The sequence below is a fragment of the Kitasatospora sp. CB01950 genome (assembly GCF_001905465.1).
Lineage (GTDB): Bacteria > Actinomycetota > Actinomycetes > Streptomycetales > Streptomycetaceae > Kitasatospora.
In genome coordinates this window covers 68498-92869 of sequence record NZ_LISX01000006.1, presented here as the reverse complement: position 1 = coordinate 92869, position 24372 = coordinate 68498, and the positions used below count along the sequence as shown (strand labels likewise).

At 73.4% G+C, this 24372-nt stretch carries 23 protein-coding genes and 1 pseudogene; 13 read left to right on the top strand and 11 right to left on the bottom strand.

The genetic code is table 11. From position 1 onward, the window contains the following. Window positions 1–66 precede the first annotated feature (66 nt). On the top strand, window positions 67–897 hold the full coding sequence (locus AMK19_RS17325) for a helix-turn-helix domain-containing protein (RefSeq protein ID WP_073813043.1): 831 nt from the start codon (window positions 67–69) through the stop codon (window positions 895–897). After that, complete coding sequence (locus AMK19_RS17320; protein WP_073812671.1) at window positions 894–1142, top strand: DUF397 domain-containing protein; 249 nt, start codon at window positions 894–896, stop codon at window positions 1140–1142. Before AMK19_RS17325 ends, AMK19_RS17320 begins: the two co-directional genes overlap by 4 nt. A gap of 65 nt (window positions 1143–1207) precedes the next feature. On the opposite strand, the gene AMK19_RS17315 is transcribed toward AMK19_RS17320, so the two are convergent. From AMK19_RS17315 to AMK19_RS17300, 4 genes are all read right to left on the bottom strand, one after another. After that, window positions 1208–2077: a CPBP family intramembrane glutamic endopeptidase gene (locus tag AMK19_RS17315; RefSeq protein WP_143200249.1), complete on the bottom strand. Its 870-nt coding sequence runs from the start codon at window positions 2075–2077 to the stop codon at window positions 1208–1210. A 212-nt stretch (window positions 2078–2289) separates the two neighbouring features. Continuing rightward, entirely contained in the window at window positions 2290–4176 is a 1887-nt protein-coding gene (locus tag AMK19_RS17310; RefSeq protein WP_338015794.1) for an NAD-binding protein, read from the bottom strand. Window positions 4177–4310: 134 nt separating this feature from the next. After that, entirely contained in the window at window positions 4311–4910 is a 600-nt protein-coding gene (locus tag AMK19_RS17305) for a hypothetical protein (protein ID WP_073812666.1), read from the bottom strand. A 148-nt stretch (window positions 4911–5058) separates the two neighbouring features. Further along, complete coding sequence (locus tag AMK19_RS17300) at window positions 5059–6297, bottom strand: MFS transporter (RefSeq protein WP_073812664.1); 1239 nt, start codon at window positions 6295–6297, stop codon at window positions 5059–5061. A 317-nt stretch (window positions 6298–6614) separates the two neighbouring features. On the opposite strand from AMK19_RS17300, the gene AMK19_RS17295 reads away from it, so the two are divergent. From AMK19_RS17295 to AMK19_RS17285, 3 genes are all read left to right on the top strand, one after another. Next, the gene (locus AMK19_RS17295; RefSeq protein WP_073812662.1) at window positions 6615–7064 is read left to right on the top strand and encodes a DUF523 domain-containing protein; all 450 of its coding nucleotides are present in this window, start codon (window positions 6615–6617) and stop codon (window positions 7062–7064) included. 159 nt (window positions 7065–7223) lie between these two features. Further along, entirely contained in the window at window positions 7224–7856 is a 633-nt protein-coding gene (locus AMK19_RS17290; RefSeq protein ID WP_073813042.1) for a ClpP family protease, read from the top strand. A 1-nt stretch (window position 7857) separates the two neighbouring features. Then, window positions 7858–8460 carry a ClpP family protease gene (locus AMK19_RS17285; RefSeq protein WP_073812661.1) on the top strand — a complete coding sequence of 201 codons (603 nt, stop codon included), beginning with the start codon at window positions 7858–7860 and terminating at the stop codon, window positions 8458–8460. Window positions 8461–8599: 139 nt separating this feature from the next. On the opposite strand, the gene AMK19_RS17280 is transcribed toward AMK19_RS17285, so the two are convergent. After that, window positions 8600–8974 (bottom strand): helix-turn-helix domain-containing protein, encoded by a 375-nt coding sequence (locus tag AMK19_RS17280; protein ID WP_073812659.1) that lies wholly within the window; start codon window positions 8972–8974, stop codon window positions 8600–8602. Between the two features lie 131 nt (window positions 8975–9105). On the opposite strand from AMK19_RS17280, the gene pip reads away from it, so the two are divergent. Further along, entirely contained in the window at window positions 9106–10077 is a 972-nt protein-coding gene (gene pip / locus AMK19_RS17275) for a prolyl aminopeptidase (RefSeq protein WP_073812658.1), read from the top strand. A gap of 110 nt (window positions 10078–10187) precedes the next feature. Here the strand turns inward: pip and AMK19_RS17270 are convergent, their stop codons facing one another. Then, entirely contained in the window at window positions 10188–11882 is a 1695-nt protein-coding gene (locus AMK19_RS17270) for an ABC transporter family substrate-binding protein (protein WP_073812656.1), read from the bottom strand. A 365-nt stretch (window positions 11883–12247) separates the two neighbouring features. On the opposite strand from AMK19_RS17270, the gene AMK19_RS17265 reads away from it, so the two are divergent. Genes AMK19_RS17265 through AMK19_RS17250 form a run of 4 tightly spaced genes read left to right on the top strand, consistent with a single transcriptional unit; the run spans window position 12248 to window position 17503 of the window. Next, window positions 12248–13234 carry an ABC transporter permease gene (locus tag AMK19_RS17265; protein WP_073812654.1) on the top strand — a complete coding sequence of 329 codons (987 nt, stop codon included), beginning with the start codon at window positions 12248–12250 and terminating at the stop codon, window positions 13232–13234. Next, a complete protein-coding gene (locus AMK19_RS17260; protein ID WP_073812642.1) occupies window positions 13231–14169 on the top strand; it encodes an ABC transporter permease in 939 nt (312 codons plus the stop codon). The genes AMK19_RS17265 and AMK19_RS17260 overlap by 4 nt, the downstream gene beginning before the upstream one ends. Further along, window positions 14166–16280 (top strand): dipeptide ABC transporter ATP-binding protein, encoded by a 2115-nt coding sequence (locus AMK19_RS17255; RefSeq protein ID WP_083646943.1) that lies wholly within the window; start codon window positions 14166–14168, stop codon window positions 16278–16280. The genes AMK19_RS17260 and AMK19_RS17255 overlap by 4 nt, the downstream gene beginning before the upstream one ends. A gap of 53 nt (window positions 16281–16333) precedes the next feature. Beyond that, window positions 16334–17503: an aminotransferase class V-fold PLP-dependent enzyme gene (locus AMK19_RS17250; RefSeq protein ID WP_073812640.1), complete on the top strand. Its 1170-nt coding sequence runs from the start codon at window positions 16334–16336 to the stop codon at window positions 17501–17503. Between the two features lie 92 nt (window positions 17504–17595). On the opposite strand, the gene AMK19_RS17245 is transcribed toward AMK19_RS17250, so the two are convergent. The 3 genes and pseudogenes from AMK19_RS17245 to AMK19_RS17235 all read right to left on the bottom strand — a co-directional run bounded on the left by AMK19_RS17245 (window position 17596) and on the right by AMK19_RS17235 (window position 19880). Continuing rightward, window positions 17596–17922, bottom strand: coding sequence for a putative quinol monooxygenase (locus tag AMK19_RS17245; protein WP_073812638.1), 327 nt, complete (start codon window positions 17920–17922; stop codon window positions 17596–17598). A 182-nt stretch (window positions 17923–18104) separates the two neighbouring features. Next, window positions 18105–18824 (bottom strand): annotated as a pseudogene (locus AMK19_RS17240) (SDR family NAD(P)-dependent oxidoreductase); the annotation flags it as partial. Between the two features lie 6 nt (window positions 18825–18830). Further along, window positions 18831–19880 (bottom strand): PRC and DUF2382 domain-containing protein, encoded by a 1050-nt coding sequence (locus tag AMK19_RS17235; protein WP_073812636.1) that lies wholly within the window; start codon window positions 19878–19880, stop codon window positions 18831–18833. A 170-nt stretch (window positions 19881–20050) separates the two neighbouring features. On the opposite strand from AMK19_RS17235, the gene AMK19_RS17230 reads away from it, so the two are divergent. The 3 genes from AMK19_RS17230 to AMK19_RS35235 are packed head-to-tail and all read left to right on the top strand — an operon-like array spanning window position 20051 to window position 22953. After that, entirely contained in the window at window positions 20051–20437 is a 387-nt protein-coding gene (locus AMK19_RS17230; protein WP_073812634.1) for a hypothetical protein, read from the top strand. 30 nt (window positions 20438–20467) lie between these two features. After that, window positions 20468–21367 (top strand): ABC transporter ATP-binding protein, encoded by a 900-nt coding sequence (locus AMK19_RS35240; RefSeq protein ID WP_073812632.1) that lies wholly within the window; start codon window positions 20468–20470, stop codon window positions 21365–21367. Next, window positions 21364–22953 carry a hypothetical protein gene (locus tag AMK19_RS35235; RefSeq protein ID WP_073812631.1) on the top strand — a complete coding sequence of 530 codons (1590 nt, stop codon included), beginning with the start codon at window positions 21364–21366 and terminating at the stop codon, window positions 22951–22953. Before AMK19_RS35240 ends, AMK19_RS35235 begins: the two co-directional genes overlap by 4 nt. On the opposite strand, the gene AMK19_RS17215 is transcribed toward AMK19_RS35235, so the two are convergent. Together AMK19_RS17215 and AMK19_RS17210 are read right to left on the bottom strand one after the other, a co-directional pair. Beyond that, window positions 22943–23566 (bottom strand): class F sortase, encoded by a 624-nt coding sequence (locus AMK19_RS17215; protein ID WP_143200248.1) that lies wholly within the window; start codon window positions 23564–23566, stop codon window positions 22943–22945. The two genes, AMK19_RS35235 and AMK19_RS17215, sit on opposite strands and share 11 nt — an antisense overlap. A 50-nt stretch (window positions 23567–23616) precedes the next feature. Further along, the gene (locus tag AMK19_RS17210; RefSeq protein WP_073812630.1) at window positions 23617–24264 is read right to left on the bottom strand and encodes a hypothetical protein; all 648 of its coding nucleotides are present in this window, start codon (window positions 24262–24264) and stop codon (window positions 23617–23619) included. Window positions 24265–24372 lie beyond the last annotated feature (108 nt).

Here is a 24372-nt window from a genome sequence, read left to right as displayed (position 1 = left end):
GCTTCGGCGCTACTCTTGGAAGCGGCGGCATGTCCGCAAAGCGTCTGAGGACGGGCGGTGCAGGCGGTGGCGTTCCAGGAACGTGCGCTCCAACCCGAGCGGTCGGTGGCCGACCTGTTCGGGTTCGAGCTTCGGGAGGCCCGGAGGCGTCTGGGCCTGTCGCTGGCCGCCCTTGCCCGGGTCGTCGACTACAGCAAGACCCACCTCGGCAATATCGAGACGGCCGACCGCGCGATTCCCCCGGACCTGCCGGCCAAGCTGGACAAGGCGCTTGAAGCCTGCGGGCTCTTCGGCCGCCTGTACCGACTCTCGCACCTGGAGAACTTCCCCCAGTGGTCGCGCCGCTTCATGGAGTTGGAGCAACTGGCTTCGTACATGCGGAAGTACGTTGCAGGTAGCTTCCCGGGCTTGTGGCAGACGGCGGAGTACGGGCGGGCGGCGATCAGGCTCGGTAGACCCCGTGCGGACGCTGACGAGGTCGAACGCCTCTGGGCAGCTCGCGCGGTACGACAGGAAGTTCTGACAAGTGACCTCCCGCCGTACCTGTGGGTGGTGCTGGACGAGGCGGTCGTCCGCCGGTGGATCGGCGGCCCGGGAGTGATGGGCCGTCAGATTCGGCACGTCCTCGACCTCAGCGACGGCCTGCACTCGACCGTTCAAGTACTGCCGTTCTCCGCGGGCGGTCACGGTGCAATGGGCGGCTCGATAACGCTGCTGGACTTCCTTGGTGCGCCCAGGGTCGCCTACGTTGAAGGTGCTGTCTCGGGGCAGCTCCTGGAATCCCCGGAACAGGTGCACCGGAACGCCCTCACATACGATCTTGTGCAAGCGGCAGCACTGCCGCCACAGGAGTCACAGAGGTGGCTTCTGCGCGCCATGGAGGAGATCCAAGAATGACCACCGCGCAGCCCTCATCCATCCCCAACGTGGACGCGCAGCAGGCGGAGTGGTTCAAGTCCAGTTACAGCACCAACAACGGTGAAGGTGACTGCGTCGAAATCTCCACCACCTACCTGCCGTCCGACGGCGTGTGCCTCGTTCGTGACAGCAAGAGCCCGGACGGACCGTTCCTCCGTATCCCGGCACGGCGCTGGGGCGCCTTCGCCGCCGCCGCAGCCGCTGGGCACTTCGGCGAAGTCTGAGCCGCGCCGACAGGTTTGGAGACCCCATTGCCCACCCGGGCCATGGGGTCTCGTCATGCTCCGGCCTACGCGGCTGCCGTCCTCGCTGCGCGCGTCCCGGCCCGATGGCGGTGGGCCAGCCAGGCGCCCAGGACGGCGAGGGCGGTGATCGGCCAGGTCGTGATGCTCAGCGGCCCGGCGAACAGCGGGTCGACGAGACGGTCCGAGACCTCGCGGGTCAGCGGCAGCGTGAACTCGTTGAGCGAGACGTGCGCCGCGACGGCCGCCCACACCGAGCCGGTGGAGAGCCGGACGGTGGCGATGACGGTCCCGAGCAGTGTCGCCGTCACCACGGCGGCGGGTATGCCCAGCAGCACCGAGTGGCCGGGGTAGCTTCCGCCGAGCGCCGTCATCGGGACGTGCCAGGCGCCCCAGATCGCGCCGCCGATCAGCAGGCCGCGCGTCCGGCCGAGGCGGAGCAGCCTGGGCAACAGGTAGCCCTGCCAACCGAGTTCCTCGCCGAAGTACAGCGGAAGCGACACCAGCGCGCTCAGCACCAGCGGGGTGATCACCGCGGGCCCGGGCAGGTGCGCGGGACTGTACCGGCCGGCCGCCGTCGCCACCGCCAGGCCGGCTGCGGTCAGGCCCAGCGGGATCGTCAACGCGACTGCCACGGAGCGGAGTTCGTGCCGCCACGGGGTGGCCCTGGTGAGTCCGAGGATCCGTACGGCCGCGCGCGGCCCGTGGCGGCGTGCGGTGAGGCCGAAGGCGGTCAGTGCCGGCACCAGCATCATCAGAATCATGCAGAACGCCGCGAGCGGCGACGTGCCCTGCGCGGCGCTCGTCCGGCGGAGGCCGTCGAGCCAGAGCGGGACCATGGCGAGCCACGCTCCGACGAAGCTGATCGCCAGAAAAGGGAAGAGACCGGGGCTGCCCGGAGGATTCGTTCGTTCCATGGCCGGGACGCTACGAACCGAGCGGTGGCCGGGGCCACCGTGCAGGCTCCTCGGTCGAAGGTGCAGTTTGCTCCACTGCGCCGGGGGCCCGGAGGGGGGAGACTGGTCCGCCGTGAACGCGTTCTCGAAAGCGCTTGCGGTTGCCGCTCGTTCGGCGCGGGTGCGCCGCGCGCCCGGGCGGTGGCCCGGGACGGCACGGCTCGGCGAGGCGTTCACCGCCCCTGGTGGTGCTCCCGTGCGGGGCGGTCGGGTCGGGAGCCCAGGAGGCCGAGGCCGCGGGCGGTGGCTGCGACCACGACGCGGTCTCCCTCGACCAGGACCCGGTCGGGCGGTGGGGACCAGAGCAACTCCGGTCCGCCGGGGCGGGATTGGGCGAGGTCGGGGCTGCGGAGTTCCGGTGGGGCCAGGTCGACGGCGAGGACGCGCCAGAGGCCCGGGCGGTGGGCGTCCGCGACGGTGACGCCGCGCAGGCGGGGTGAGCGGGCGACCTCCACCGCCGCGATCACCAGGACTTCGCGGCCCACCGCGAGCGCGCCGATCACCTGGCGGCCCATCATCGCGGAGGCGAACGCGGGCGCCGCCAGGTAGGCCACGCTGCGGCTGCGGGTCTGTGCCTCCGGGTAGGAGTCGCGCAGCGTCAGGTACACGTTCTCGGCGAAGTCGTCGTCGAACAGCCGGAGTACCGCCCGGAGTCGGGGAACGGACTCGCGGCCCGCGAGCGCCACCTCGAAGTTGGTGGAGTCGTCGCTGCTGAGTGCCAGCAGCGCCTGCGCGCGGCCGACCTTCGCGGCTTCCAGCACCCCGTCCTGGGTGGCGTCCCCGATCACCACCGGCACGCCGAAGGCCCGCGCCCGGGCGACGCCGACCGCCGCCGGGTCGGCCTCGACGCACACCACCGGCACGTCCAGGTCCCAGAGTTGCTCCAGGACGCGGCTGCCGAGCCGGCCCAGGCCCACCAGCACCACGTGGTCGGCGAGTCCGCGCGGCGGGCGGCGCAGCGCCGTCGCGGTGCGGAAGGTGCCCAGCGCCTCCAACACCAGGGCGATCAGCAGCGGCATCAGCAGCATCCCGCTGACCGCCGTGAGGATCTGCAGCACCTTGCCGGACCGGCCGCCCTCGTCGGTCGGGTCGGCGATGCCGAGCACGTCCAGCACCGTCAGCCACGCCGAGTGCGCCGGGGACTGCCCGGTGAACGCCACCGTCGCCCCGGCCAGCAGCGCGAGCAGCGCGAGCAGGCCCGCCAGCGCCCAGCGCAGCCGCGCCGAGAAGAGCGACGCGAACAGCAGGCCGGGCAGGCCCGGCAGGCGGCGCCGACGGGCCGTCGTCGAGCCGCCGCCCAGCAGCTCCAGCACCACCCGCTCCGCCCCGACCGGTTCCGCCCCGATCCGCTCCGTTCCCACCGGCTCCGGGGCGGGCAGCAGCGACGAGCCCGTCCCCGGTTCGTCCAGCGGGCCGACGGCCGCCACGGTCGTCAACTCCTGCCCCGACGGCGGCTCCCCGGCCCGCCGCACGGTCGCCCGCAGCAGCCGGCCGTCGACCTGCACCGCCTGGCTGCGGCCCGAGACCGCCGCCGCGACCAGCGCGGGCGCGGCCGTCGCCGAGGTGGACAGCACCGTGGTGGACGCCTCCAGTTCGGCCCGGGTGAGCTCCGGGTTGCGGGCCAGTACCGCGCGGTCCAGCGCCTGTTCGATCCGGTTGCCCAGCCGGCGGTTGAAGACCCGCACCACCAGCCGCAGGTCCGGGTTCAACTGGCGGGCGTTGAGCGCCACTTGGAGGTTCGCGTGGTCGTCCCCGGAGGTCAGCGCGAGCGCCACCGCGCCGCCCACCCCGGCCAGCTCCAGCGCGGCCACGTCCAGCCGGGGAGCCTGGACGGCCCGCACCGAGCCCGGCCGCTCCCGGGCCAGTTCGGCGATCCGCGGCCCGTGGTCCTCCGTCAGCGACGGCACCAGCACCACCACCCGCCGCTCGTACAGCGCCGCGAGCTGCACCGCAAGCCGGTGCGCCAGCGGCCCCCCGCCACAGACGATCATGTGCCCGTCGCCGTCCGCCTCCCCCGCCCGCGCCTCCGGAACCGCCGCGACCGCCGCCTCCCCCAACACTGCCCCCCACGCGTCGCCGGGCCCGCTGCCACCGGGCCGTCCGTACGCCACCCTGCCAGACCGGCCACCACCGGCGCGACGCCGTTGCCCGGGCCGCCGGCCGGACGTCTCGGGCCGCGCACCCTGACGGGCCGTTACGGCCGGAAGGGCAGCGGCTCGTGGTGGTGCCAGAGCAGGACGCGGTCCTCGGCGCGGAGTTCGGCGGAGCCCCATTCGAGGCGGACCACGCCCGAGGTGAGGGAACAGGCGTAGGCGACCAGGACGAGCGCGGTGTCCGGGGCGAGGCGCAGCAGGTCGATGTGCGGCTCGTCCGGCGCGGGCAGGTCGATGCCCAGGTCCAGCGTGTACTGCCGGGATTCGGGGCCGTGGCGGCGGATCAGCTCGGCGCGCAGGCCGGTGGCGCGGCGCAGGCGGGCGGCGGTGACCGGGGCGTCGCGTTTCGCGTACCGGATCGGGTAGATGAGGTGCCCGGCGACCACTATGACGGTGCGGGCCTGGAGCCGGACCGGCTCGGCGCCGGGGAAGTCGGCCAGGCCGGCGGCGAGTTCCTCGTACTGTGCGGCGTACAGGCCGTGCCCGTAGGCCTCGCGGGTCTGCGTGTGGACGCCCTCGTGGCCGCCGCGGGCCCGGGCGTGGGCGCGCAGGATGCAGGCCGGTACGGTCGCGGCCATCCGGTCGGCCAGTTCGCCGAAGATGCGGTGCGCCCACGGGCTGGCAGTGTTCGGTGCTCCCATCGATCCCCCCGGTCGGACTTCCGTCGAAGTCTTCGACAGTCCGCGAACAGGCCGCCGGGATCAAGGGCGCAGCGGGGGCGCACGAGGTGCGGGCGCCCGCCGTCCGGGCCGGAGTGGCGCGGGCGGCGGGCAGCGGACGCTGTCGGGGTCAGGCCGTGGCGTTGTCCGGGTGGAGGGGGGTCGGGGTGCGGCGGGTGCGGAGGGTGGTGAGGGCGGCGGCGACGAGGAGGGTCGCGGCGGCGAGGACGGCGATGGCGGAGGCGAGGGTGCCGGTGGCCTTGGAGACGGCGATCAGGGCGACGGGGCAGACGAATTCGCCGAGGAAGAAGGCGGCGTTCCAGAGGCCGGTGCCGCGGCCGCGGTCGGCGTCGGAGAGCAGGGCCAGGGTGCGGGTGATCAGGGTGGGGAGGAGCAGGCCGCCGGCGAAGCAGTTGACGACCGCGCCGATCACCAGGACCGGGGCGTTGCCCGCGAAGGCGACGATGGCGAAGCCGGCGGCGCAGGTCGCGAGGACGGCGGGCAGCAGGCGTTCGGCGTGCGCGGTGATGCGGGTGAAGGTGATCGCGCCGGCGACGGTCGCGGCGCTGGCGATCGCCGTGGACAGGCCGATCGCGGCCGGGGCGGTGACGCCGAGGTCGTCGAGGAGGTAGGAGGTCTCGACGGGCATGGTGTAGAAGACCATCGCGCCGAAGAAGGTGAGCGCGCAGGGCGCGAGCAGCCGGCGCAGGAGCGGCGCGGAGGAAGCGGCGGGGGAGGGGGATGCGGGCTGCGGGCGGGTGGTCGGGCGCAGGAGCGTCGCCATCAGGGGCGCGAGCAGCAGGCCGACGGCGTACGCCCAGAACGGGGCGCGCCAGCCGGCCGAGCCGGCCGCGCCGCCGACGGCGAAGAACGCGGTGGCGGAGATCGACGCGCACATGGCCTGCAGCGCCAGGTAGCGCTCGCGTTGGCGGCCCGACCAGTAGTCGCCGATCAGCGTGGTGCAGCAGGTCATGATGGCGGACTCGGCGACGCCGACCAGCACCCGGCTGGCGACGATCGCGCCCAGCGAGTCGAGCCACAGCGGGGCGGTGCCGACGATCGCGTACAGCACGGTGGCGACGACCAGCAGGCGGTGGCGGCCGAGCCGGTCGACCAGGACGCCGGCGAACGGGGCCATCAGGCCGAGGGACAGCGCGGGGACGGTGAGCGCCATCGGGGCCAGCACGTCCGCGCCCGGGGTGGCGGCGAAGTGGTCCTGGAGCTTGGGCAGCACCGGTGCGATCAGCACGGCGCCGAGGATCGGCAGGCAGCTGCCCGCCATCAGCAGGGCGGCGGTCAGGCGGGGCCGGGCGAGGACGGGGGCCTGCTGCGGGGTCGCGGCGGGGGCCGCGGTGGCGGGGGCGGGCATGTGGCTCCGTTCGGAAGGACGGGGCCCGGTCGACGGGGACGGTACGGGGCATGCGGGCGCGGCCGGCCCCGCCCGGCCCGTGGGGCAGGCCGTCGGCGTCGGCACGGTGCGCCGTGTCGACGGGCCGGGACGGCAGTCATCCTGAACGCGCGGAGCGTCACCTGGCAATGCCCCAAGCCGTCGAATATACGAATTCCTGACAACTGTCCGGTGAATGACGATCCGTCGGAGTCACCTCCCGACGGTCCGTCGGGGGATCGGGTTCCCGCAGCTCAGACCCCGTGCCGGGCGGTTGTGCCGCCCGGTAGCCTGGGCGGGTGGAAGCGATTCTGGTCAGTGCGTGTCTGCGCGGGGTGCCGTGCCGGTTCGACGGGCGGGACAAGGCCTCGCCCGCGCTCGCCGAGCTGCTCGACGGGCGGCGGGCGGTGCCGTTCTGCCCCGAGGTGGCGGGCGGCCTGCCCACCCCGCGTCCCCCGGCGGAGCTGGTCGGCGGCGACGGGCACGACGTGCTGGACGGCACCGCGCGGGTGGTGGAGGACGGCGGCCGCGACGTCACGGCCGAGTTCGTGGCGGGCGCCGAGCGGGCGCTGCTGGCAGCTCGGCGGGCCGACTGCACGGAGGCGGTGCTGATGCCCCGCAGCCCCTCGTGCGGCCGGGGCGCGGTCTACGACGGCTCGTTCGCGGGCGCGCTGGTGCCGGGCGACGGCGTGACGGCGGCGCTGCTGGAACGCAACGGGATCACCGTCCGCCCCGCGCCCGGGGTCTAACGGTTCGAGGCCGCGGTCCAGCCGTTCGGGGCCCGGAAAACCCGTCTGCTGTCGGCGAATTCGCGGCGGGCAGAGATCTCTCGTCCGGGCCTCGTCCGGGGTGAACAGTGGAGTGGACGGCACACTCCGGCCCCGAGGAGGAGACCTCCGATGTCCCCGATGTCCAGTCCGTTCCAGCCCCGTGCGGAGGACGGCGACACGCCGCCCAGCCGCTTCGACGACCACCTCGCGGCGCAGCTGCTCGCGCAGCGCATTGTGCTGCTCGGCACCCAGGTCGACGAGGTGTCGGCGAACCGGGTGTGCGCGCAGCTGCTGCTGCTCTCCGCGGAGGACCCGCGCACCGACATCAGCCTGTACATCAACAGCCCGGGCGGGTCGGTGACGGCGGGCCTGGCGATCTACGACACCATGCGGCTGATCCCGAACGACGTCTCGACGCTGGCGATGGGATTCGCCGCCAGCATGGGCCAGTTCCTGCTGACGGTGGGCGCCGCCGGCAAGCGGTTCGCGCTGCCGAACGCGCGGATCATGATGCACCAGCCGTCGGCGGGCATCGGCGGCACCGCGTCCGACGTCGCGATCCAGGCGGAGAACCTGGAGTACACCAAGCAGGCGATCGAGCGGATCACCGCCGCGCACACCGGCCAGAGCGTGGAGACCATCACCCGCGACGGCGACCGGGACCGCTGGTTCACGGCCGAGGAGGCCAAGGAGTACGGGATGGTCGACCAGGTGGTGGAGTCGCTCGCCGACATCCGTCCGGCCGCCAACCGCCGACGGATGGGGTTGTGACATGGGCTCGTACACGGTTCCCTACGTCATCGAGAAGACCGCGCAGGGCGAGCGCAGCTACGACGTGTTCAGTCGGCTGCTGAACGAGCGGATCATCTTCCTCGGCACCGAGATCGACGACGGCGTCGCCAACGTGGTGATCGCGCAGCTGCTGCACCTGGAGTCGTCGAGCCCGGGGGAGGAGATCGCGATCTACCTCAACTCGCCCGGTGGGTCGTTCACTTCGCTGATGGCGATCTACGACACGATGACGTTCGTGCAGTCGCCGATCTCGACGTTCTGCGTCGGGCAGGCGGCGTCCACGGCAGCGGTGCTGCTGGCCGGCGGCGACCCCGGGCGGCGGTTCGTGCTCCAGCACTCCCGGGTGCTGCTCGGCCAGCCCGCCAGCGGCGGCCGGCAGGGGACGGTCTCCGACCTGAGCCTGGCCGCCAAGGAGATGCTGCGGATCCGCTCGCAGGTCGAGGAGGTGCTGTCCCGCCACACCGGGCACGACCTGGCGACCCTGCGCGCGGACACCGACCGGGACAGGGTCTTCACCGCCGAGGAGGCCGTCGCCTACGGCCTGGCCGACCAGGTGCTGAGCCGGCGCCAGCTGCCGACCTGATCGGAAGGGCGGACGACCCGACCTGACCGGACGGGCGGACGACCCGACCTGACCGGACGGGCGGACGACCCGACCTGACCGGACGGGCGGTCGGTCGGCACGGCGCCCGCCGCACCGACCGACCGTCCGAACCGTTCCGTCACGCCGCCAGGCAGAGCCCGTTGCCGGGACCCCCGGCCACCCGGCCGTGCCCACGCCGACGCGAGTGGGTCACCAGGTCCTCCTGCGCGAGCGACAGCAGCTCCCCGAGCCCGAGCCCGAGCGCGTGCGCGGCGGCCGCCAGGACCTCCGACGACGCCTCCTTCCGCCCCCGCTCCAACTCCGACAGGTACGGCACGGAGATCCGCGCCTCCTCCGAAACATCCTTCAACGTCCGCTGCTGCGCCAGCCGTTCGCGCCGCAGCACACCCCCCACCAGATCCCGCCAGAGCGGTTCCTTCGGCGCAGCGGGCTGGGGCCCGCCCGGCGGGCGCAGTGGAATGACGCGGGCTTCGTTCGGGCCTTGAGTGCTCACCCCTCCAGCGTAGGCATCCACCGGGCCCGGGGAATACAACGGCGTTCTGCTGTGCGGGAAATGGGCCGGGGGTGACGGTCGCTCAGAAATGGCAGGCGGTGCGGACGGGGGCCGTCCTAGGATCGACGGTCATGGTTGACTTCTATCCGCCCACGCACCCCTACGACAGCGGCTTCCTGGACACCGGGGACGGCAACCGCATCTACTACGAGCAGCTCGGGAACCCCGAGGGCAAGCCGGCGCTGTATCTGCACGGCGGGCCCGGGGCGGGGTTCCCGAAGCGGCCCACCCGGGCCTGGGACCCGGAGGCGTACCGGCTGATCCGGTTCGATCAGCGCAACTGCGGGCGCAGCACGCCGCACGGGAGCGATCCGGCGGCGGACATGGCGCTGAACACCACGCGGCACCTGATCGAGGACATCGAGCGGCTGCGTGAACACCTGGGCGTCGAGCGGTGGTTGCTGAACGGGGCGTCGTGGGGGTCGACGCTGCTGCTGGCGTATGCGCAGGAGTTCCCGGAGCGGGTCGGTGAGATCGTCATCCAGGCGGTGACGACCACGCGGCGGGCGGAGACGGACTGGCTGTACCGGGGGGTCGGCGGGTTCCGGCCGGAGGCGTGGGACCGGTTCCGGGACGCCGCGCCGGAGAGTGAACGGGGCGGCGACGTCTACCAGTTGCTCGCGGCGTACGCGCGGATGATGGAGGACCCGGACCGGGCGGTGCGGGAGCGGGTCGCGAACGAGTGGCTGGCCTGGGAGGACGCCGTCATCGAGGGCGAGCCGAACGGCATCCCGGGCATGTACAGCGACCGGGAGATGGACGACCGGATCGCGTTCGTGCGGATCTGCTCGCACTTCTTCAGCAACGGGGCCTGGCTGGAGGAGGACCAACTGCTCAGGAACGCGCACAAGTTGGCGGGAATCCCGGGTGTGCTGGCGCACGGTCGGTACGACATGGGCTGCCCGGCGCAGACCGCGTGGGAGCTGGCCAAGGCGTGGCCGGACGCGAAGCTGCACATCTTCGACGACTCCGGTCACGTGGGCAGCGAGGCCATGACGAAGACCATGCGGCAGGCCATCGAGGACTTCAAGCACCGGAAGTAGAAAGCGAACTGACGCCCCGTCACCACACAGGCGGTGACGGGGCGTTCGCGCTCGCGGAGCGGGCAGGCGGGCGGTCGGGCAGGCGGGCGCGCGCGGGCGGCGGCCCGGGGTTACTTCTGCCAGCCGACCGAGGTGATCACGGTGTCGGCGAGGCTGCCCGCGCCGTAGTTGGCCAGGCCCTTGCGGGCGGCGACGATGCTGGGGCGCTGGTAGAGCTCGACGGTGTGGGCGAGTTCCCAGATCTTCACGTCGGCCTGGTTGTAGAGCTCGGCGGCCTTCGCGGGGTCGAGGGTGGCGGCGGCCTTGCGCAGCAGGGTGTCGATCTCGGGGGTGCTGAGCTTGGAGTAGTTGCCGAACACGTTGTCGCCCACGGGGGCGCGGAAGATCGGCACCGTCTTCGAGAGCGGGAAGGAGCCGGTGTTGCGCCAGCTGGCCAGGTCGAACTTGCCCTGGTCGATGTACTTGGCGAAGTACTCCTTGCTGGGCACCTTGTCGATGGTGAGCTTGACGCCGACCTGCTGGAGCATGTTCTGGGTGGCGCTGGCCAGGTCGTACTGGGCCTGGGTGGAGCCGTCGCTCATCACGTAGTGCAGTTCCAGGGGCTGGCCGTCCTTGCTGCGGGCGCCGCCGGAGTCCTTCCAACCGGCCTCGTCCAGCCACTTCTTGGCGGTCGCCGGGTCGTACGTCACCCAGTCGCCGGCGTTGGCCCGGTAGCCGTTCTGGTTGGTCATGAACAGGTGGTTGTCGAGGGGCTTGAACTCCACCGGGACGCCCTTGTTGGCGATCTTGATGAGCGAGGCGCGGTCGAGCGCCTTGCCGAGGGCCTGGCGGACCTTCTGGTCGGCGAGCGCGCCGTTGCCGCCGAAGGAGATGTGCACCTCGTCCCAGGGAGTGCCGGTGCGGATCACCGAGTCCTTGGCCTCCTTGAGCTGGCCGTAGGAGGTGGCGGTGCCGGCGGACGCGAAGTCGATCTCGTTGTTCAGGTAGGACTGGGTGATCGCGGCGGCGTCCAGCACCCGGTAGGTGATCCGGTCCAGCTTCGGCTTCGGGCCCCACCAGCGGGGGTTGGGGGTGAGGGTGATGGTCTGCGCGGTCTTGTCGGCGTTGGCGACCACGAACGGGCCGGCGAAGACCGGGACCTTCTCGATCCAGCCCTCGTTGAACGCCTTCGGGTCGGCGATGCCGGAGGCCGGCAGCAGCGGGCTGAACAGGCTCTGCCAGTCGGCGTACGGCTCGGAGAAGGTCACCTTGACCTCGCTCGGGTCGGCGCCCTGCTCGACGCCGGAGATCTGCTCGTAGCCGGAGGAGTCGGCCAGGTTGTAGGCCTGGTCCTTGCCGTTGGACGCCTTCCAGACCGCCTCGAAGTCCTTGTAACCGATGGCCGTTCCGTCCGACCAGACCGCCTTCGGGTTGAGCTTGTACGTCACCACCTGCGGCGAGGTGGAGGTGACCTGCGCGGAGACCAGGTACTCGGGGACGGGGTGGTAGACGCCGTGGGCGTCGGAACGGAAGAGCTTGGCCTCGACGTAGCCCATGATCTCGACCGCGTCGCCGTAGTTGCCGTCGACCTGGTACGGGTTCCACTGGGTGATCCACTGCTGGAGCGGCAGGCGCAGCTCGCCGCCGTCCTTGACGTTCTCCAGCGGCTGCGGGTTGTTGTCCTCGGCGTCGACGGGGGGCGCCACGGTCTTGGCGACGTCCGCCGAGCCGCCGCCCTGGCTGCTGCAGGCGGTCGCGGCCAGGAGCGCGGCGAGGGCCGCGGCGGCGGCGCGGCCGATTCGGCGGGTGGCGGGCGAAGTGCGCATCGGCGGAGTCCTCGGGTTTCGAAGAGTCGGCAGGCGTCGTCAGGTGTGACGACGCTTGATCGTGGGCAGCCAAGTCGGTGCCGGCGGGCCGAACGTAACAGGCCATCGGGCGCCGGGAGAAGGGTGATGCGCGGAACTGATCGAAACGAAACGGAACGAAACACCGCCGCAACACCCCGTCCGTACCCGTCTGATCAGCTGTGACCAGCAGGTTCACCCGAACGGTTGAACCGAAGATGTGACCGACCCTGGACGGGCCGGCCGGGCGTGGCGTACAACTGCTGCGCAAAACTGCGTCAAAGTCCGTACGAGCGAAGGCAAATGACCATGTTGAGCAGGTGTGCGAACCACGCCGGGAGTGCGCCGTGACGGGCTACCTGGCCAGGCGACTCGGCTACTACGTCGTGCTGCTGACCGCCGCGGTGTTCCTCGCCTACGCGCTGACCAGCACCGCGCTGGGCCCGCGCGCCTACTTCGAGGCCAAGCAGCCCCGCCCGTCCGCCGCCGCCGTCGACCGGCAGCTGACCGCGCTCAACCTCAACGACCGCACCCCCGTGGTCGAACGCTTCGGCACCTGGGCGAACGGCGTCCTGCTGCACGCCGACCTCGGCCGCACCATCCACGGCACCGCCGTCAACGACGAGTTCGGGCGCCGGATCTGGGTGTCGATGCGGCTGCTGCTGGTCGGCAGCGTGCTCGGCATGCTGCTCGGGGTGGCCGCCGGCGCGTGGAGCGCGGTGCGGCAGTACCGGCTCTCCGACCGGGCGCTCACCGTGATCTCCTTCGTGCTGCTCTCCACCCCCGTGTTCCTGCTGGCGCTGCTGCTGAAGAACGGCGCGATCGCCGCGAAGAACGCCGCCGGCCACGACGTCATCCCGTTCACCGGCTACGAGACGCCCAACCTCTCCGGCGGCCTCGGCACGCACCTCGCCGACTGGGGGCTGCACCTGCTGCTGCCCACCCTGTCGCTCGCGCTCGGCGGACTCGCCACCTACAGCCGCTACCAGCGCTCCACCATGCTCGACGTGCTCGGCGCCGACTACCTGCGCACCGCCCAGGCCAAGGGCCTCACCCGCGGCCGCGCGCTGATCAAGCACGGCCTGCGCACCGCGATCATCCCGATGACCACGATGTTCGCCTACGCCTTCCTCGGCCTGTTCACCGGCGCCGCCTTCACCGAGACCATCTTCGGCTGGCACGGCATGGGCGAATGGTTCATCCAGGCCGTCAACGAACAGGACGTCAACTCCGTCGTCGCCGTCAACCTCTTCGCCGCCGTCGTCGTCCTCGCCGCGGGCTTCCTCGCGGACGCGCTGCACGCCGCGCTCGACCCCAGAGTGAGGACGGCATGAGCGCCGAGACGATGGAGCAGACCGTGGCCGGGGAGCGGGCGCCCGTGGGGCGGGTGCGGCTGGCGGCCGGGCGGCTGGCCGGGTCGCGCGGGGCACTGACCGGGGTGGTGGTGCTGGCGCTGCTGTTCCTGCTGGCGTTCGTCGGGCCGTACCTGACGCCGTGGGACTACGCGACGCCCGACTACACGGCGCTGCGTCAACCCCCGTCCGGGCAGCACTGGTTCGGGACGAACGGGCTCGGCCAGGACGTGTTCGCGCAGACCGTGCGCGGCCTGCAGAAGTCGCTGGTCATCGGGCTGCTGGTGGCGGTGCTGTCGACCGGGCTGGCCTCGCTGGTCGGGGCCTGCGCCGGGTACTTCGGCGGCTGGACGGACCGGGTGCTGACGTTCCTGGTCGACCTGATGCTGATCTTCCCGGCGTTCCTGGTGATCGCCGTGATCTCGCCCCGGCTGCGCGGCAGCGGCTGGATCGCGTTCGTGGTGCTGCTGGCCGTGTTCAACTGGATGATCACCGCACGGGTGATCCGCTCGATGACCCGCTCCCTGCGGGAGCGCGAATTCGTCGCCGCCGCACGGTTCATGGGCGTCGCGCCGTTCCGGATCATCTGGCGGCACATCCTGCCGAACGTCTCCTCGTTCCTGATCATCGACGCGACCATCACCGTCGGCGGCGCCGTGATGAGCGAGGCCGCGCTGTCCTACTTCGGCTTCGGCGTCCGCCCGCCCGACGTCTCGCTCGGGACGCTGCTCGCGGCCGGCGCCGGCGACGCACCCGTCTTCCCCTGGCTGTTCTACTTCGCGGCCGGCCTGCTGGTGCTGTTCGTCCTCGCCGTCAACCTGGTCGGCGACGGCCTGCGCGACGCCCTCGACCCCACCGCCGCGCCCGGACGGCGTGCCCGAAAGACCGCCAACTCCTCGCGCCGGAGCACCAGTTGACCAGCCCCCTGCTCGCCGTCCGCAACCTCACCGTCGACTTCGGGGACCACCCGGCGGTCCGCGGCGTCGACCTCGAAGTGCACCGCGGGGAGACCCTCGGCCTGGTCGGCGAGTCCGGCTCCGGGAAGTCCGTCACCGCGCTCGCCGTCCTCGGCCTGCTGCCCGCCGCCGGACGGATCGGCGGCTCCGTGCAACTCGACGGCCGCGAACTCGTCGGCCTGCCCGCCAAGCAGCTGGCGGGCATCCGCGGGCGGCGGATCGCCATGGTCTTCCAGGACCCGCTGTCCGCGTTCACCCCCGTGTACCGGATCGGCGACCAGATCGCCGAAGCCGTCCGGGTGCACCAGCCGGTGAGCCGGGACGCCGCCCGCAGGCGCGCCGCCGACCTGCTCGACCTGGTCGGCATCCCCGACCCGAAGCGCGCCCTCGACGCCTACCCGCACGAGTTCTCCGGCGGCATGCGGCAACGCGCCATGATCGCCATGGCGGTCGCCAACGACCCCGACATCCTGCTCGCCGACGAGCCCACCACCGCCCTCGACGTCACCATCCAGGCCCAGGTCCTCGACGTGCTGCGCACCGCCCAGCGGGAGACCGGCGCGGCGCTCGTCCTGGTCAGCCACGACCTCGGGGTGATCGCCGGCAGCGCCGACCGGGTCGCCGTCATGTACGCCGGGCGGATCGTCGAGACCGCGCCCGTGGACGAGCTGTTCACCGCCCCCCGGCACCCTTACACGCTCGGCCTGATCGGCGCCGTCCCCCGCCTCGACGGCCGCGGCGGACCGCTCGTCCCGATCCCCGGACGCCCGCCCGCCGCCGGTGAACTGCGCGGCCCCGGCTGCCCGTTCGCCGACCGCTGCCCGCTCGTCGAGGACCGCTGCCGCACCGCCGAACCCCCGCTGACCGGCGGCGGGACGCACCCGGCCGGCGGCGGGACGCACCTGGCGGCGTGCCTGCGCGCCGACCACCTGGCCGCCACCCGGCCCGCGCCCGCCGAGGTCTACCCCGTCCCCGAGGTGCCCGCCGCCGACGCCGCGCCGCGCGAGGAACGCGAACCCGTCCTCGCCGTCAGCGGCCTCACCCGCAGCTTCCCGCGCTACCGGGGCACCTTGCTGCGCCGCCGGATCGGCGAGACCTTCGCCGTGGACGGCGTCGACCTGGACATCCGGCGCGGGGAGACCCTCGGCCTGGTCGGCGAGTCCGGCTCCGGCAAGTCCACCACCCTGTACGAGATCCTGAAGCTGGCCGCCCCGCAGGGCGGGCGGATCGAACTGCTCGGCCAGGACACCGCCGCCCTCGACCGGGCCGCCGCGCACCGGCTGCGGGCCCGCGTCCAGATCGTCTTCCAGGACCCGGCGGCCTCCCTCGACCCGCGGATGCCGGTCGGCGACGTCATCGCCGAACCGCTGCTCGCCCAGCGCGTCCCCGCCGCCGACGCCCGCCGCCGGATCCCCGAACTGCTCCGCCAGGTCGGCCTGGACCCGGCGCACGCCGACCGCTACCCGCACGAGTTCTCCGGCGGCCAGCGCCAGCGCATCTCCATCGCCCGCGCCCTCGCAGTCCGCCCCGACCTGCTGGTCCTCGACGAGCCGGTCTCCGCGCTCGACGTCTCCGTGCAGGCGGGCGTGCTCAACCTGCTCCAGCAGCTGAAGGCCGAACTCGGCCTCGCCTACCTGTTCGTCTCCCACGACCTGTCCGTGGTACGGCACTTGGCCGACCGCGTCGCCGTCATGTACCTCGGCCGGACGGTGGAGACCGGCACCGTGGAACGGGTCTTCGCCGAGCCCCGGCACCCCTACACGCGCGCCCTGCTCGCCGCCGTCCCGCTGCCCGACCCGGCCGCCGAACGCGCCCGCCCCCGGCTGCTGCTGGCCGGCGACCCGCCGTCGCCCGCCGAACGCCACCTCGGCTGCCCGTTCCGCAGCCGCTGCCCCGTGCACGCCGCCCTCGCCCCCGAACAGCGCACCCGCTGCGCCACCGAACTGCCGCCCGCCACCCCCGCCGCCCCCGGCGTCGACCACACCGCCGCCTGCCACTTCCCGGACGGCGGCCGACCGCCGCTCGGCCATGCGGGTACGGACCCGGCATGCCCGCCGCCCCGCCGGGGGTAGGGAACACCGGGGCCGCCCGGGCGGGCGGCCGGGCACGGACAGGGAGTGGCACGATGGACATCAGGCACCTGCGGGCGATGACGCCCGGCTGCGGCGAGAGCGCGTTCTTCGACAACGCGGGCTCGGCGCTGCACACCGAGCACGTCACCCGCACCGTCGTCGACCACCTGATGCTGGAGGCCCGGATCGGCGGATACGCCGCCGAGGACCGGGAGTTCGAGCGGATCGAGGCGGTGTACGGCTCGGTGGCCCGGCTGCTGAACGCCCGCCCCGAGGAGATCGCGCTGACGGACGGCGCCACCCGGGCCTGGGACATGGCGTTCTACTCGATCGCGTTCCGCCCCGGCGACCGCATCCTCACCTCGCGCAGCGAATACCCGTCCAACGGCCTGGCGTTCCTCCAGGCCAAGCAGCGCCACGGCGTGTCGGTGGAGCCGATCCCCGACGACGAGCACGGGCAGGTCGACCTCGACGCGCTCGCCGCGATGCTCGCCGAGGGCGGCGTCCGGCTGATCGCCGTCAACCACGTGCCGACGTACGACGGCCTGGTCCAGCCCGCCGCCGGGATCGGCGCGCTCGCCCGCCGGGCGGGCGCGCTCTACCTGCTGGACGCCTGCCAGTCGGCCGGCCAACTCCCGTTGGACGTCCGGGAGATCGGCTGCCACCTGCTGTCCGCCGCCGGCCGCAAGTACCTGCGCGGGCCGCGCGGCACCGGCTTCCTGTACGTCGACCGGGAGCTGGTGACGCAGCTCGAACCGCCGCAGCTCGACCTGCACTCCGCCACCTGGACCGGTCCGGACACCTTCGAGATCCGCCCCGACGCCCGCCGCTTCGAGACCTGGGAGCGCAGCATCGCCGGCCTGCTCGGCCTCGGCGCGGCCGTCGACGAGGCCCTCGCCCTCGGCCTCGACCCGATCCGCGCCCGGATCGACACCGTCGCCGAACGCCTGCGCGCCGGGCTCTCCGGGCTCGACGGCGTCCGGGTGCGCGACCGGGGCGCCGTCCGCAGCGGCATCGTCACCTTCACCAAGGAGGGCCGCGACGCCCAGCACCTGGTGGACGGCCTGCGGGCCGCCGAGGTCAGCACCTCGCTGTCCCGCCCCTCCGGCGCCAAGTTCGACGACCGGTCGCAGAAACCGGCCGAGGTGGTCCGCGCCTCCGCGCACTACTACAACACCGACGAGGAGATCGACCGACTGCTCGACGTGGTCGCCAAGCTGTAGCCCGCACGGGTGATCAGCCCGTCCCGGGCGCTCCCGGCGCGAATCCTCGTCGTCCGGATCCTGCCGGGGGCGTCCGCTGCGACCGGGTGCGGTCAGCTGGTGGGGCGCACCTCGGCCATCTCGGACCAGCCGCTGCCGGGGACCTTGACGTTGACGATCTCCGGGGTGGTGGCGACCGCGCCGGCCATCGTGGCCATGGCGTTCTTGAAGTGCGCCGAGTTGACGTGCTTCGACCCGGCCTCGTCGTCGGCGAAGGCCTCCAGCAGCACGAACTGGTGCGGCACGTCGACGCTGCGCGACCACTCGAAGAACAGGTTGCCGGGCTCGTTGCGGGTCGCGGCCGTGAAGTCGGCGACCAGGTCCAGCCACTCCTCGCTGCGCTCGGGGCGGACGGTGAACTTCACCGCGATGAAGATCATGGAAGTCTCCTCCTGTCGTCCGGGGGCGGCCCCGGAAGATTCGTTCGTGTGAACTCCAACGATCTCTCACCTGGGCTGTCACGCGTGCACCGGGGTCAACCCCCGGGGATGACGTGCGGGCCCCGACGGCTCTCTGCGCCTCCGGTCGTGCAGCGGGCGAGGAGGCGGCCGCCCGGGCTGCCTCAGGGAGTGGGACGGGTGAGCGGCGGGGCGCCGGTCGCGGCGAGGGAGAGCTCCCACAGGCGGGCGGCCGCCTCCGGGTCGACGGCGTGGGCGTGCACGCCGCCGTCGTCCATCGGCGTCCCCGGGGCGGCGGGGCGGGCGACCTCGCAGTCCTCCAGGTACCGGCCGCCGTGCCCGGCGAGCAGCGGCGAGGTCGCCGCCCACAGTTCGGTGGCGGCGCCCTGCGACGGCGACTTGAACCCGGCGCCGATCACCGTGCCCCGCTCGTCCACCCAGCCGCGCTCGACCTGCTCCCGGAGCGTCATCTCCCGCTGCAGCCCGGTGATGATCCGGCCCGGGTGCAGCGTGAACGCCCGGACGCCGTCGGCCCGTCCGAGGGCGTCGAGGTGCACCGCGAACAGCGAGTTGGCGGTCTTGGCCTGGCCGTACGCCAGCCACTTGTCGTAGCCGGCGCCGAAGTGCGGGTCCTGCCAACGGAATTCGGTCAACGCGTGGCCCGCCGAACTGTTGACCACGACCCGCGCGCCGTCCGGCGCGGCGGCGAGCAGCGGGTAGAGCCCGCAGGCCAGCGCGAAGTGCCCGAAGTGGTTCACCGCCAACTGGCTCTCCCACCCCGGCCCGACCCGCCGCCCGGGCGTCGCCATCACCCCGGCCACGGCCATCAACAGGTCGATCCTCGTCAGCAGTTCGGCGATCCGCGCGGCCGCGGCCCGGGCGGTGGGCGGTCAGGCCGTGCCGCGTGCGTCGTCGCCGGTCGTCGGCCGGGACGCGTCCGCGTCGGGGATGTCGGCCTCGATGCGTTCCTTGCGGACCTCGCCGGTGACCGTCCGCTGTTCGACGTGCTCCTCGGTCACCAGCCGGACCCGCTCCACCGGCACGGCCTCGGTGCGCACGATCGGGCGCTCGGCGTGCAGGACGACGTCGTACTCGGCCTCCGCGAGGGGCTCGCCGGACATCGCCGAGGTCCGGTTCGTCTCGGTGATCGGCTCGCGTTCGACGCGGACCTCCTCGTGCCGGATCGGCACGGTCTGCTGCTCCTCCTCCGTGACGACGTACTTCCGCAGCCGGGCGTGCCCGGTCTCGTAGCGTTCGACGCCGACGCGCATCCGCTCCTCGGAGCGGGTCATCACGTCGTCCCGCGCCTCCCGGTCGCCGATGCGGTCGGTCATGCGGTCGGTCGTCCGGTCGGTCGTCCGGTCGGTCGTCCGCTCGCCCGCGCGGGCGCTCGCCGGGCCGCCGGTGTCCGGGATGCCGGTGGCCGCGGCGCCGGTCGTGCCCTCCCCGGAGGTGGCGGTGATGCGGGTGCCGGACATGTCGGCGGGCGATTCGCGTCCGGTCGCCGACGCGGCCCGCTCGGCCCGCTCGGCCTGGTCGGCACTCTCCGCGCTGCCGCTGCCGCTGTCGCGGTGCGCCCAGCCGCCCTCGCCGGGCTCGTTGGCGGTCCTCCACGCGTCGTCCCAGGAAATGCCGTAGTGGGTGTACAGCCGTCGTTCCTCCTGCTCGGAGAGGTGTCCGCCGCGGTCCACCATCACGTGCGGGGCCTCTTTGACCTTGTCCTTGGCGAACGGGACCTGGAGGTGGTCGCCGACCATGTGGGCGTCCCTGACCGGCACGAAGGACTGCCCGCCTCCGAGCCGTCCCGTCTTCACGCTGACCCACTCCGGTCGGCCGGTCTCGTCGTTGAGGAAGAGGTGGTCCGCGGTGCCGATCCGGTTGCCCTCGGCGTCGTGCACGGGGTGGTGCAGCATGGAGCGGATCTGTTGTTCGGTGATCATGGATTCACGCCTCCTTCACATTCCAGCGTCAGGGTGGAGGGGCAACCCGCGCGAGTCCAAGCGGGCAGCAGGCCCGCCAAGGCCCGGATATCTGCCGAACGGCAGATGGCAGGCGGCGGCGGATCGGCGAGGCTCGGCCGTGTGACCGACCGAGCCGACCGGAGGAACCGGTGAAACGATCCCCGAGCCCGAAGAAGACCGCCCTGCTCGCACTCGCGGTGGCCGCGCTGCTGCCGCTGACGGGGTGCGCCGACGCCTCCGAGGCCAAGCCGGAGGAGCAGACTTTCGCGTTCTCCGGGACCACGCTGGACGTCAAGGCGCACGGGAACCCGACCGACCTGATCCCCGCCGACCGGACCGACGTCAAGGTCACCCGGTGGTTCGACACCGGCGCGCAGGTCGGCGGCAAGAAGCTCAGCTGGACGCTGGACGACGGCGTCCTCGACCTGCACGCCGGATGCACCGGGCTGGCCGACTGCGAGGCCAGGTTCCGCGTCGAAGTGCCCCGCAACGTCGCCGTCACCCGCGACGGCCGGGCCACCGACCTCAAGGGCTGACCGCCCCCGCGACCACGGAGAACCACCACCATGACCGACCTGACCATCGAACTCGACGGCATCGGCAAGGAGTACCGCGGCGGCAAACGCGCCCTGGACGGCCTCACGCTGACCCTCCGCCCCGGACTGACCGGCCTGCTCGGACCCAACGGCGCCGGCAAGTCCTCGCTGATGCGGATCCTCGCCACCGTCACCCGCCCCACCCGCGGCAGCTACCGCTACCGGGGCGGCGACGCGCTCGCCAAGCCCGACCGGGTACGGCACGATCTCGGCTACCTGCCACAGGACTTCGGCGTCTACCCGAACCTGACGTCCCGCGAGTTCCTCGGCTACCTGGCCGCGGCGAAGGGCCTCTCGGCCCGCTCCGCCCGGGCCCGGATCGACCAGCTGATCGAACTGGTCAACCTCACCGAGGCCGTCCGCCGCCCGCTGCGCGGCTACTCCGGCGGCATGCTCCGCCGGGTCGGCATCGCCCAGGCCCTGCTCGCCGACCCCCGGGTGCTGGTGGTCGACGAGCCGACCGCCGGACTCGACCCCGAGGAACGGGTGCGGCTGCGCAACCTGCTCGGCGAACTCGCCGTCGACCGGATCGTGCTGCTCTCCACCCACATCGTCTCCGACGTCGAAGCGACCGCCGCCGACCTCGCCGTGCTCGCCCACGGCCGGCTGCTGCGGCGCGGCACCCCCGACCAGCTGCTGCGCGAACTCCACGGCCGGGTCTGGGAGTTGACCGTCGCACCGGCCGAGGTGCCGGGCCTGCAGGCCCGCCATCGGGTCGGCCGCACCGTGCGCACCGCCGACGGCGTCCGCCTGCGGGTGCTGGCCGCGCACCCGCCCGCCCACGGCGCCGTGCCCGTGCCGCCGGACCTGGAGGACGTCTACCTGGCCGCCGTGCACGGCGCGCCCGCCCCGCAGGAGGCGCTGCGATGAGCGGTTTCGTCCGGCTCGCCGCCGGGGACTTCCGCGACCGGGTGCGACGGCCCGTGTACGCGGTGACGCTGCTGGCCGCCGTCGCGCTCGGCTGGCTCGCCGTGCCCGACGCCGGCAGCCGCTGGGTGATCATCGACGTCGGCGGCCACCGGGGCGTCTACAACAGCGCCTGGGTCGGCACCGCGACCGCCCTCGCCGGCGCGCTGTGGCTCACCGTCGGCGGGTTCTGGGTGGTGCGCGGCGGCATCGCCCGGGACGCCGCCGGCCGGGTCGGCGAGATCCTCGCCGCCACCCCGCTGCGCACCGGCGGCTACCTGGCCGCGAAGTTCCTCGCCAACCTGCTGGTGCTGGGCTCGATGCTCGGCGTGCTGGCCGGCACCGCGCTGGCGCTGCAACTCGTCCGCGGCGAGGACCGCGCCGTCGATCCGCTCGCCCTGTTCGGACCGTTCGCCGTGATCGCGCTGCCGCTGGTCGCGCTGACCGCCGCGGCCGCCGTGCTGTTCGAGACGGTGCCGCTGCTGCGGGGCGGCTTCGGCAACGTGGTGTGGTTCGTGGTGTCGCTGGCGCTCGCGATCGGCGGCCAGTCGCCGGACGCCCCGCTCGGCGGGATCGGCGTGCAGCAGGCCACCAGTTCCATGGCCGACGCCCTGCGCAGCCGGCAACTCCAGCTCGGCGACGGCCAGTTCAGCCTGGGGCTGACCCAGGTCCCGGAGTCGCTGCACACCTTCGTCTGGGACGGCGCGCAGTACTCCGGCGGCTTCCTGGCGAGCCGAGTGGCCGTCGTGCTGTGCGCGGCCGTGCTGGCCGTGCTGCCCGCGCTGTGGTTCGGCCGCTTCGACCCGGCCCGCAACCCCGGCCGTACCGCCGCACCCGCCGGGGCCTCCGCCGTCGAACCGGCCGCCGAGGCCTCCGCCGTCGAACTGCCGTCGCAGCGTGTCTCGTTCGGGGCCTTGCCGGGCACCGCGCCGGTCCGGGCGGGGGCGTTCGGGCGGCTGCTCGCCGGGCAGGCCCGGATCCTGGTGCAGGGCGTGCCGTGGACCTGGTGGGCCGTCACCGCCGCACTGGGCGTGGCCGCGCTCGCCGTGCCGCTGCCGATGGCCACCGGGCTGCTGCTGCCCGCGGTGTGGCTGTGGCCGGTGCTGATCTGGTCCCGGCTGGGCTCCCAGCAGGTCGAGAACGGCGTGGAGGAACTGCTCGCCGCGCACCCCTCGCCGCGCCTGCGGCTGCTGGCCGAATGGGTGTCGGGCGTGCTGCTGGCGGCGGTCACCGGCCTCGGCCCGCTGCTGCGGATGCTCGCCGGGGGCGACGCCGCCGGGGCCGCGCACTGGCTCGCCGGGGCGCTGTTCGTCCCCGCGCTGGCCCTCGGGCTGGGCGCCGTCGTGCGCAGCCACCGCCCGTTCCAGGCGCTGTACCTGCCGCTGTGGTACCTGCTGGTCAACCAGGTCGGGCCGGTCGACTTCATGGGCGCCGTCCGCACCGACGGCCACCTGGACGGGCCGAACCCGCTGCTGGTCGCGGCCTTCGGCGCGGCCCTGCTCGGCGCGGCGTTCGCGGCCGGCGCGGCCCGGCGCGACGTCAAGCGCTAGCGCCGCCGGGCCCGCTGCTGGACGTCAGGTGCGCGTACACGACGGTGTTGGAGTCGTAGCCGTTCTTCCGGTCGAAGTGGCCGCCGCAGGTGATCACCCGCAGTTCGGCGCGGCCGGTCGTGCCGTACACCTCGTCGGACGGGAATGCGGACTTCGGGTAGGAGCGGACCGCGTCGACGGTGAAGGTGGCGATCCGCCGGTCCGCCCGGGTGACGGCGATGGCCAGGCCCGGACGCAGCAGCCCGAGCCGGTACAGCACGCCGGGCCCGCGCCGGTCGTCCGCGTGCCCGACCACCACGGCGGTGCCGTCGGCGCCGGGCGCGGCCCCGGCGCGGTACCAGCCGACCAGGTTCGCCCGTTCGGTGGGCGGGGTCTCCAGCTCGCCCCGGGTGTCCAGGCCCAGGTCGGTGAAGGTGGCGTCCACGGCGATCGACGGGATGCGCAGCCGCTGCGGCGCGGACGGGTCCAGCGCGGGGGAGTCGGGGGTGAGCGCGGCGAGGCGCGGCGGCCCGGCCGGGGCCGCCGCGGGCGGCGGCGGGTGCTCGGAGGTCAGGCCGTCGCGCATCAGCATGCCGCCGAAGAGCAGCGCCACGGCCGTGGCGCCGACCGTCAACGGGTCGGCGCCACGGGTCCGCCGGCGGCGGGGGGCCCGCCGGGGTGCGGTCAACGGCGGGCGCGGCGCAGCCGGCGGACCACCAGCCATCCGCCCCCGGCGAGCAGCGCGCCGCCGACGGCGATCTCCGCCGGGTTCGGCCCGCGCGAGGCGCCGCCCGCACCGGCCGCGACCCCGCCCTTGGGCATGTGGCCCTGGTGCTCGGGGGAGCCGCTCTGCTGCCCGGGCTGCGCGCCGTTCTGGTGCGCGGGCGGCGGCGCGGTCGGCTGGGCGGACGCGGCGGCGGGGCCGCAGTCGACGGTGAAGACCTTCTGCCGGGCCGCGCCGGTCTGCCCGACGAAGTTCCAGGTCAGCTTGTAACTGCCGTTCGCCAGCGAGAGGTTGGTGGTGTGACCGGTGCCGCCGGCCAGCACGATGCTGCCCGACAGGGTCCTGGTGCCGGCCGGCTGCAGGTCGATCTCCCAGGACACCAGCTGGACGGTGTCGAAGCTGAAGGCGTCCAGGTAGAACTTGCAGACCTTCGACTCGTCCCGAGGGTCGTTGAACGGCACACCGGTACTGTGGATCTTCACGTCGCCGTTGTCGCCGGGGGCGGCGGACGCGGGCGGGACGGACGCGACGAGCGGCAGCGCGACGGCGCCGGCGACGGCGCCGACACGCAGGGCAAGCAGGCGTCGCCCGGCCAGGGTTGAGGCCATGGGGAACTCCGGAGGGGTGGACGGGAGCTGCCGGCACCGCGCCGACACCCCACGAGGGTCACCGGGCCCCCGCCGACCGCCGTCCCAACACTCCGCACCGGTACGACG

Coding starts and splice junctions, on each gene's coding strand:
- AMK19_RS17320 (WP_073812671.1), top strand. CDS start 894: ATGACCACCGCGCAGCCCTCATCCATCCCCAACGTGGACGCGCAGCAG.
- AMK19_RS17315 (WP_143200249.1), bottom strand. CDS start 2,077: ATGGAACGAACGAATCCTCCGGGCAGCCCCGGTCTCTTCCCTTTTCTG.
- AMK19_RS17305 (WP_073812666.1), bottom strand. CDS start 4,910: ATGGGAGCACCGAACACTGCCAGCCCGTGGGCGCACCGCATCTTCGGC.
- AMK19_RS17300 (WP_073812664.1), bottom strand. CDS start 6,297: ATGCCCGCCCCCGCCACCGCGGCCCCCGCCGCGACCCCGCAGCAGGCC.
- AMK19_RS17290 (WP_073813042.1), top strand. CDS start 7,224: ATGTCCAGTCCGTTCCAGCCCCGTGCGGAGGACGGCGACACGCCGCCC.
- AMK19_RS17285 (WP_073812661.1), top strand. CDS start 7,858: ATGGGCTCGTACACGGTTCCCTACGTCATCGAGAAGACCGCGCAGGGC.
- pip (WP_073812658.1), top strand. CDS start 9,106: ATGGTTGACTTCTATCCGCCCACGCACCCCTACGACAGCGGCTTCCTG.
- AMK19_RS17270 (WP_073812656.1), bottom strand. CDS start 11,882: ATGCGCACTTCGCCCGCCACCCGCCGAATCGGCCGCGCCGCCGCCGCG.
- AMK19_RS17260 (WP_073812642.1), top strand. CDS start 13,231: ATGAGCGCCGAGACGATGGAGCAGACCGTGGCCGGGGAGCGGGCGCCC.
- AMK19_RS17250 (WP_073812640.1), top strand. CDS start 16,334: ATGGACATCAGGCACCTGCGGGCGATGACGCCCGGCTGCGGCGAGAGC.
- AMK19_RS17245 (WP_073812638.1), bottom strand. CDS start 17,922: ATGATCTTCATCGCGGTGAAGTTCACCGTCCGCCCCGAGCGCAGCGAG.
- AMK19_RS17235 (WP_073812636.1), bottom strand. CDS start 19,880: ATGATCACCGAACAACAGATCCGCTCCATGCTGCACCACCCCGTGCAC.
- AMK19_RS35240 (WP_073812632.1), top strand. CDS start 20,468: ATGACCGACCTGACCATCGAACTCGACGGCATCGGCAAGGAGTACCGC.
- AMK19_RS35235 (WP_073812631.1), top strand. CDS start 21,364: ATGAGCGGTTTCGTCCGGCTCGCCGCCGGGGACTTCCGCGACCGGGTG.
- AMK19_RS17210 (WP_073812630.1), bottom strand. CDS start 24,264: ATGGCCTCAACCCTGGCCGGGCGACGCCTGCTTGCCCTGCGTGTCGGC.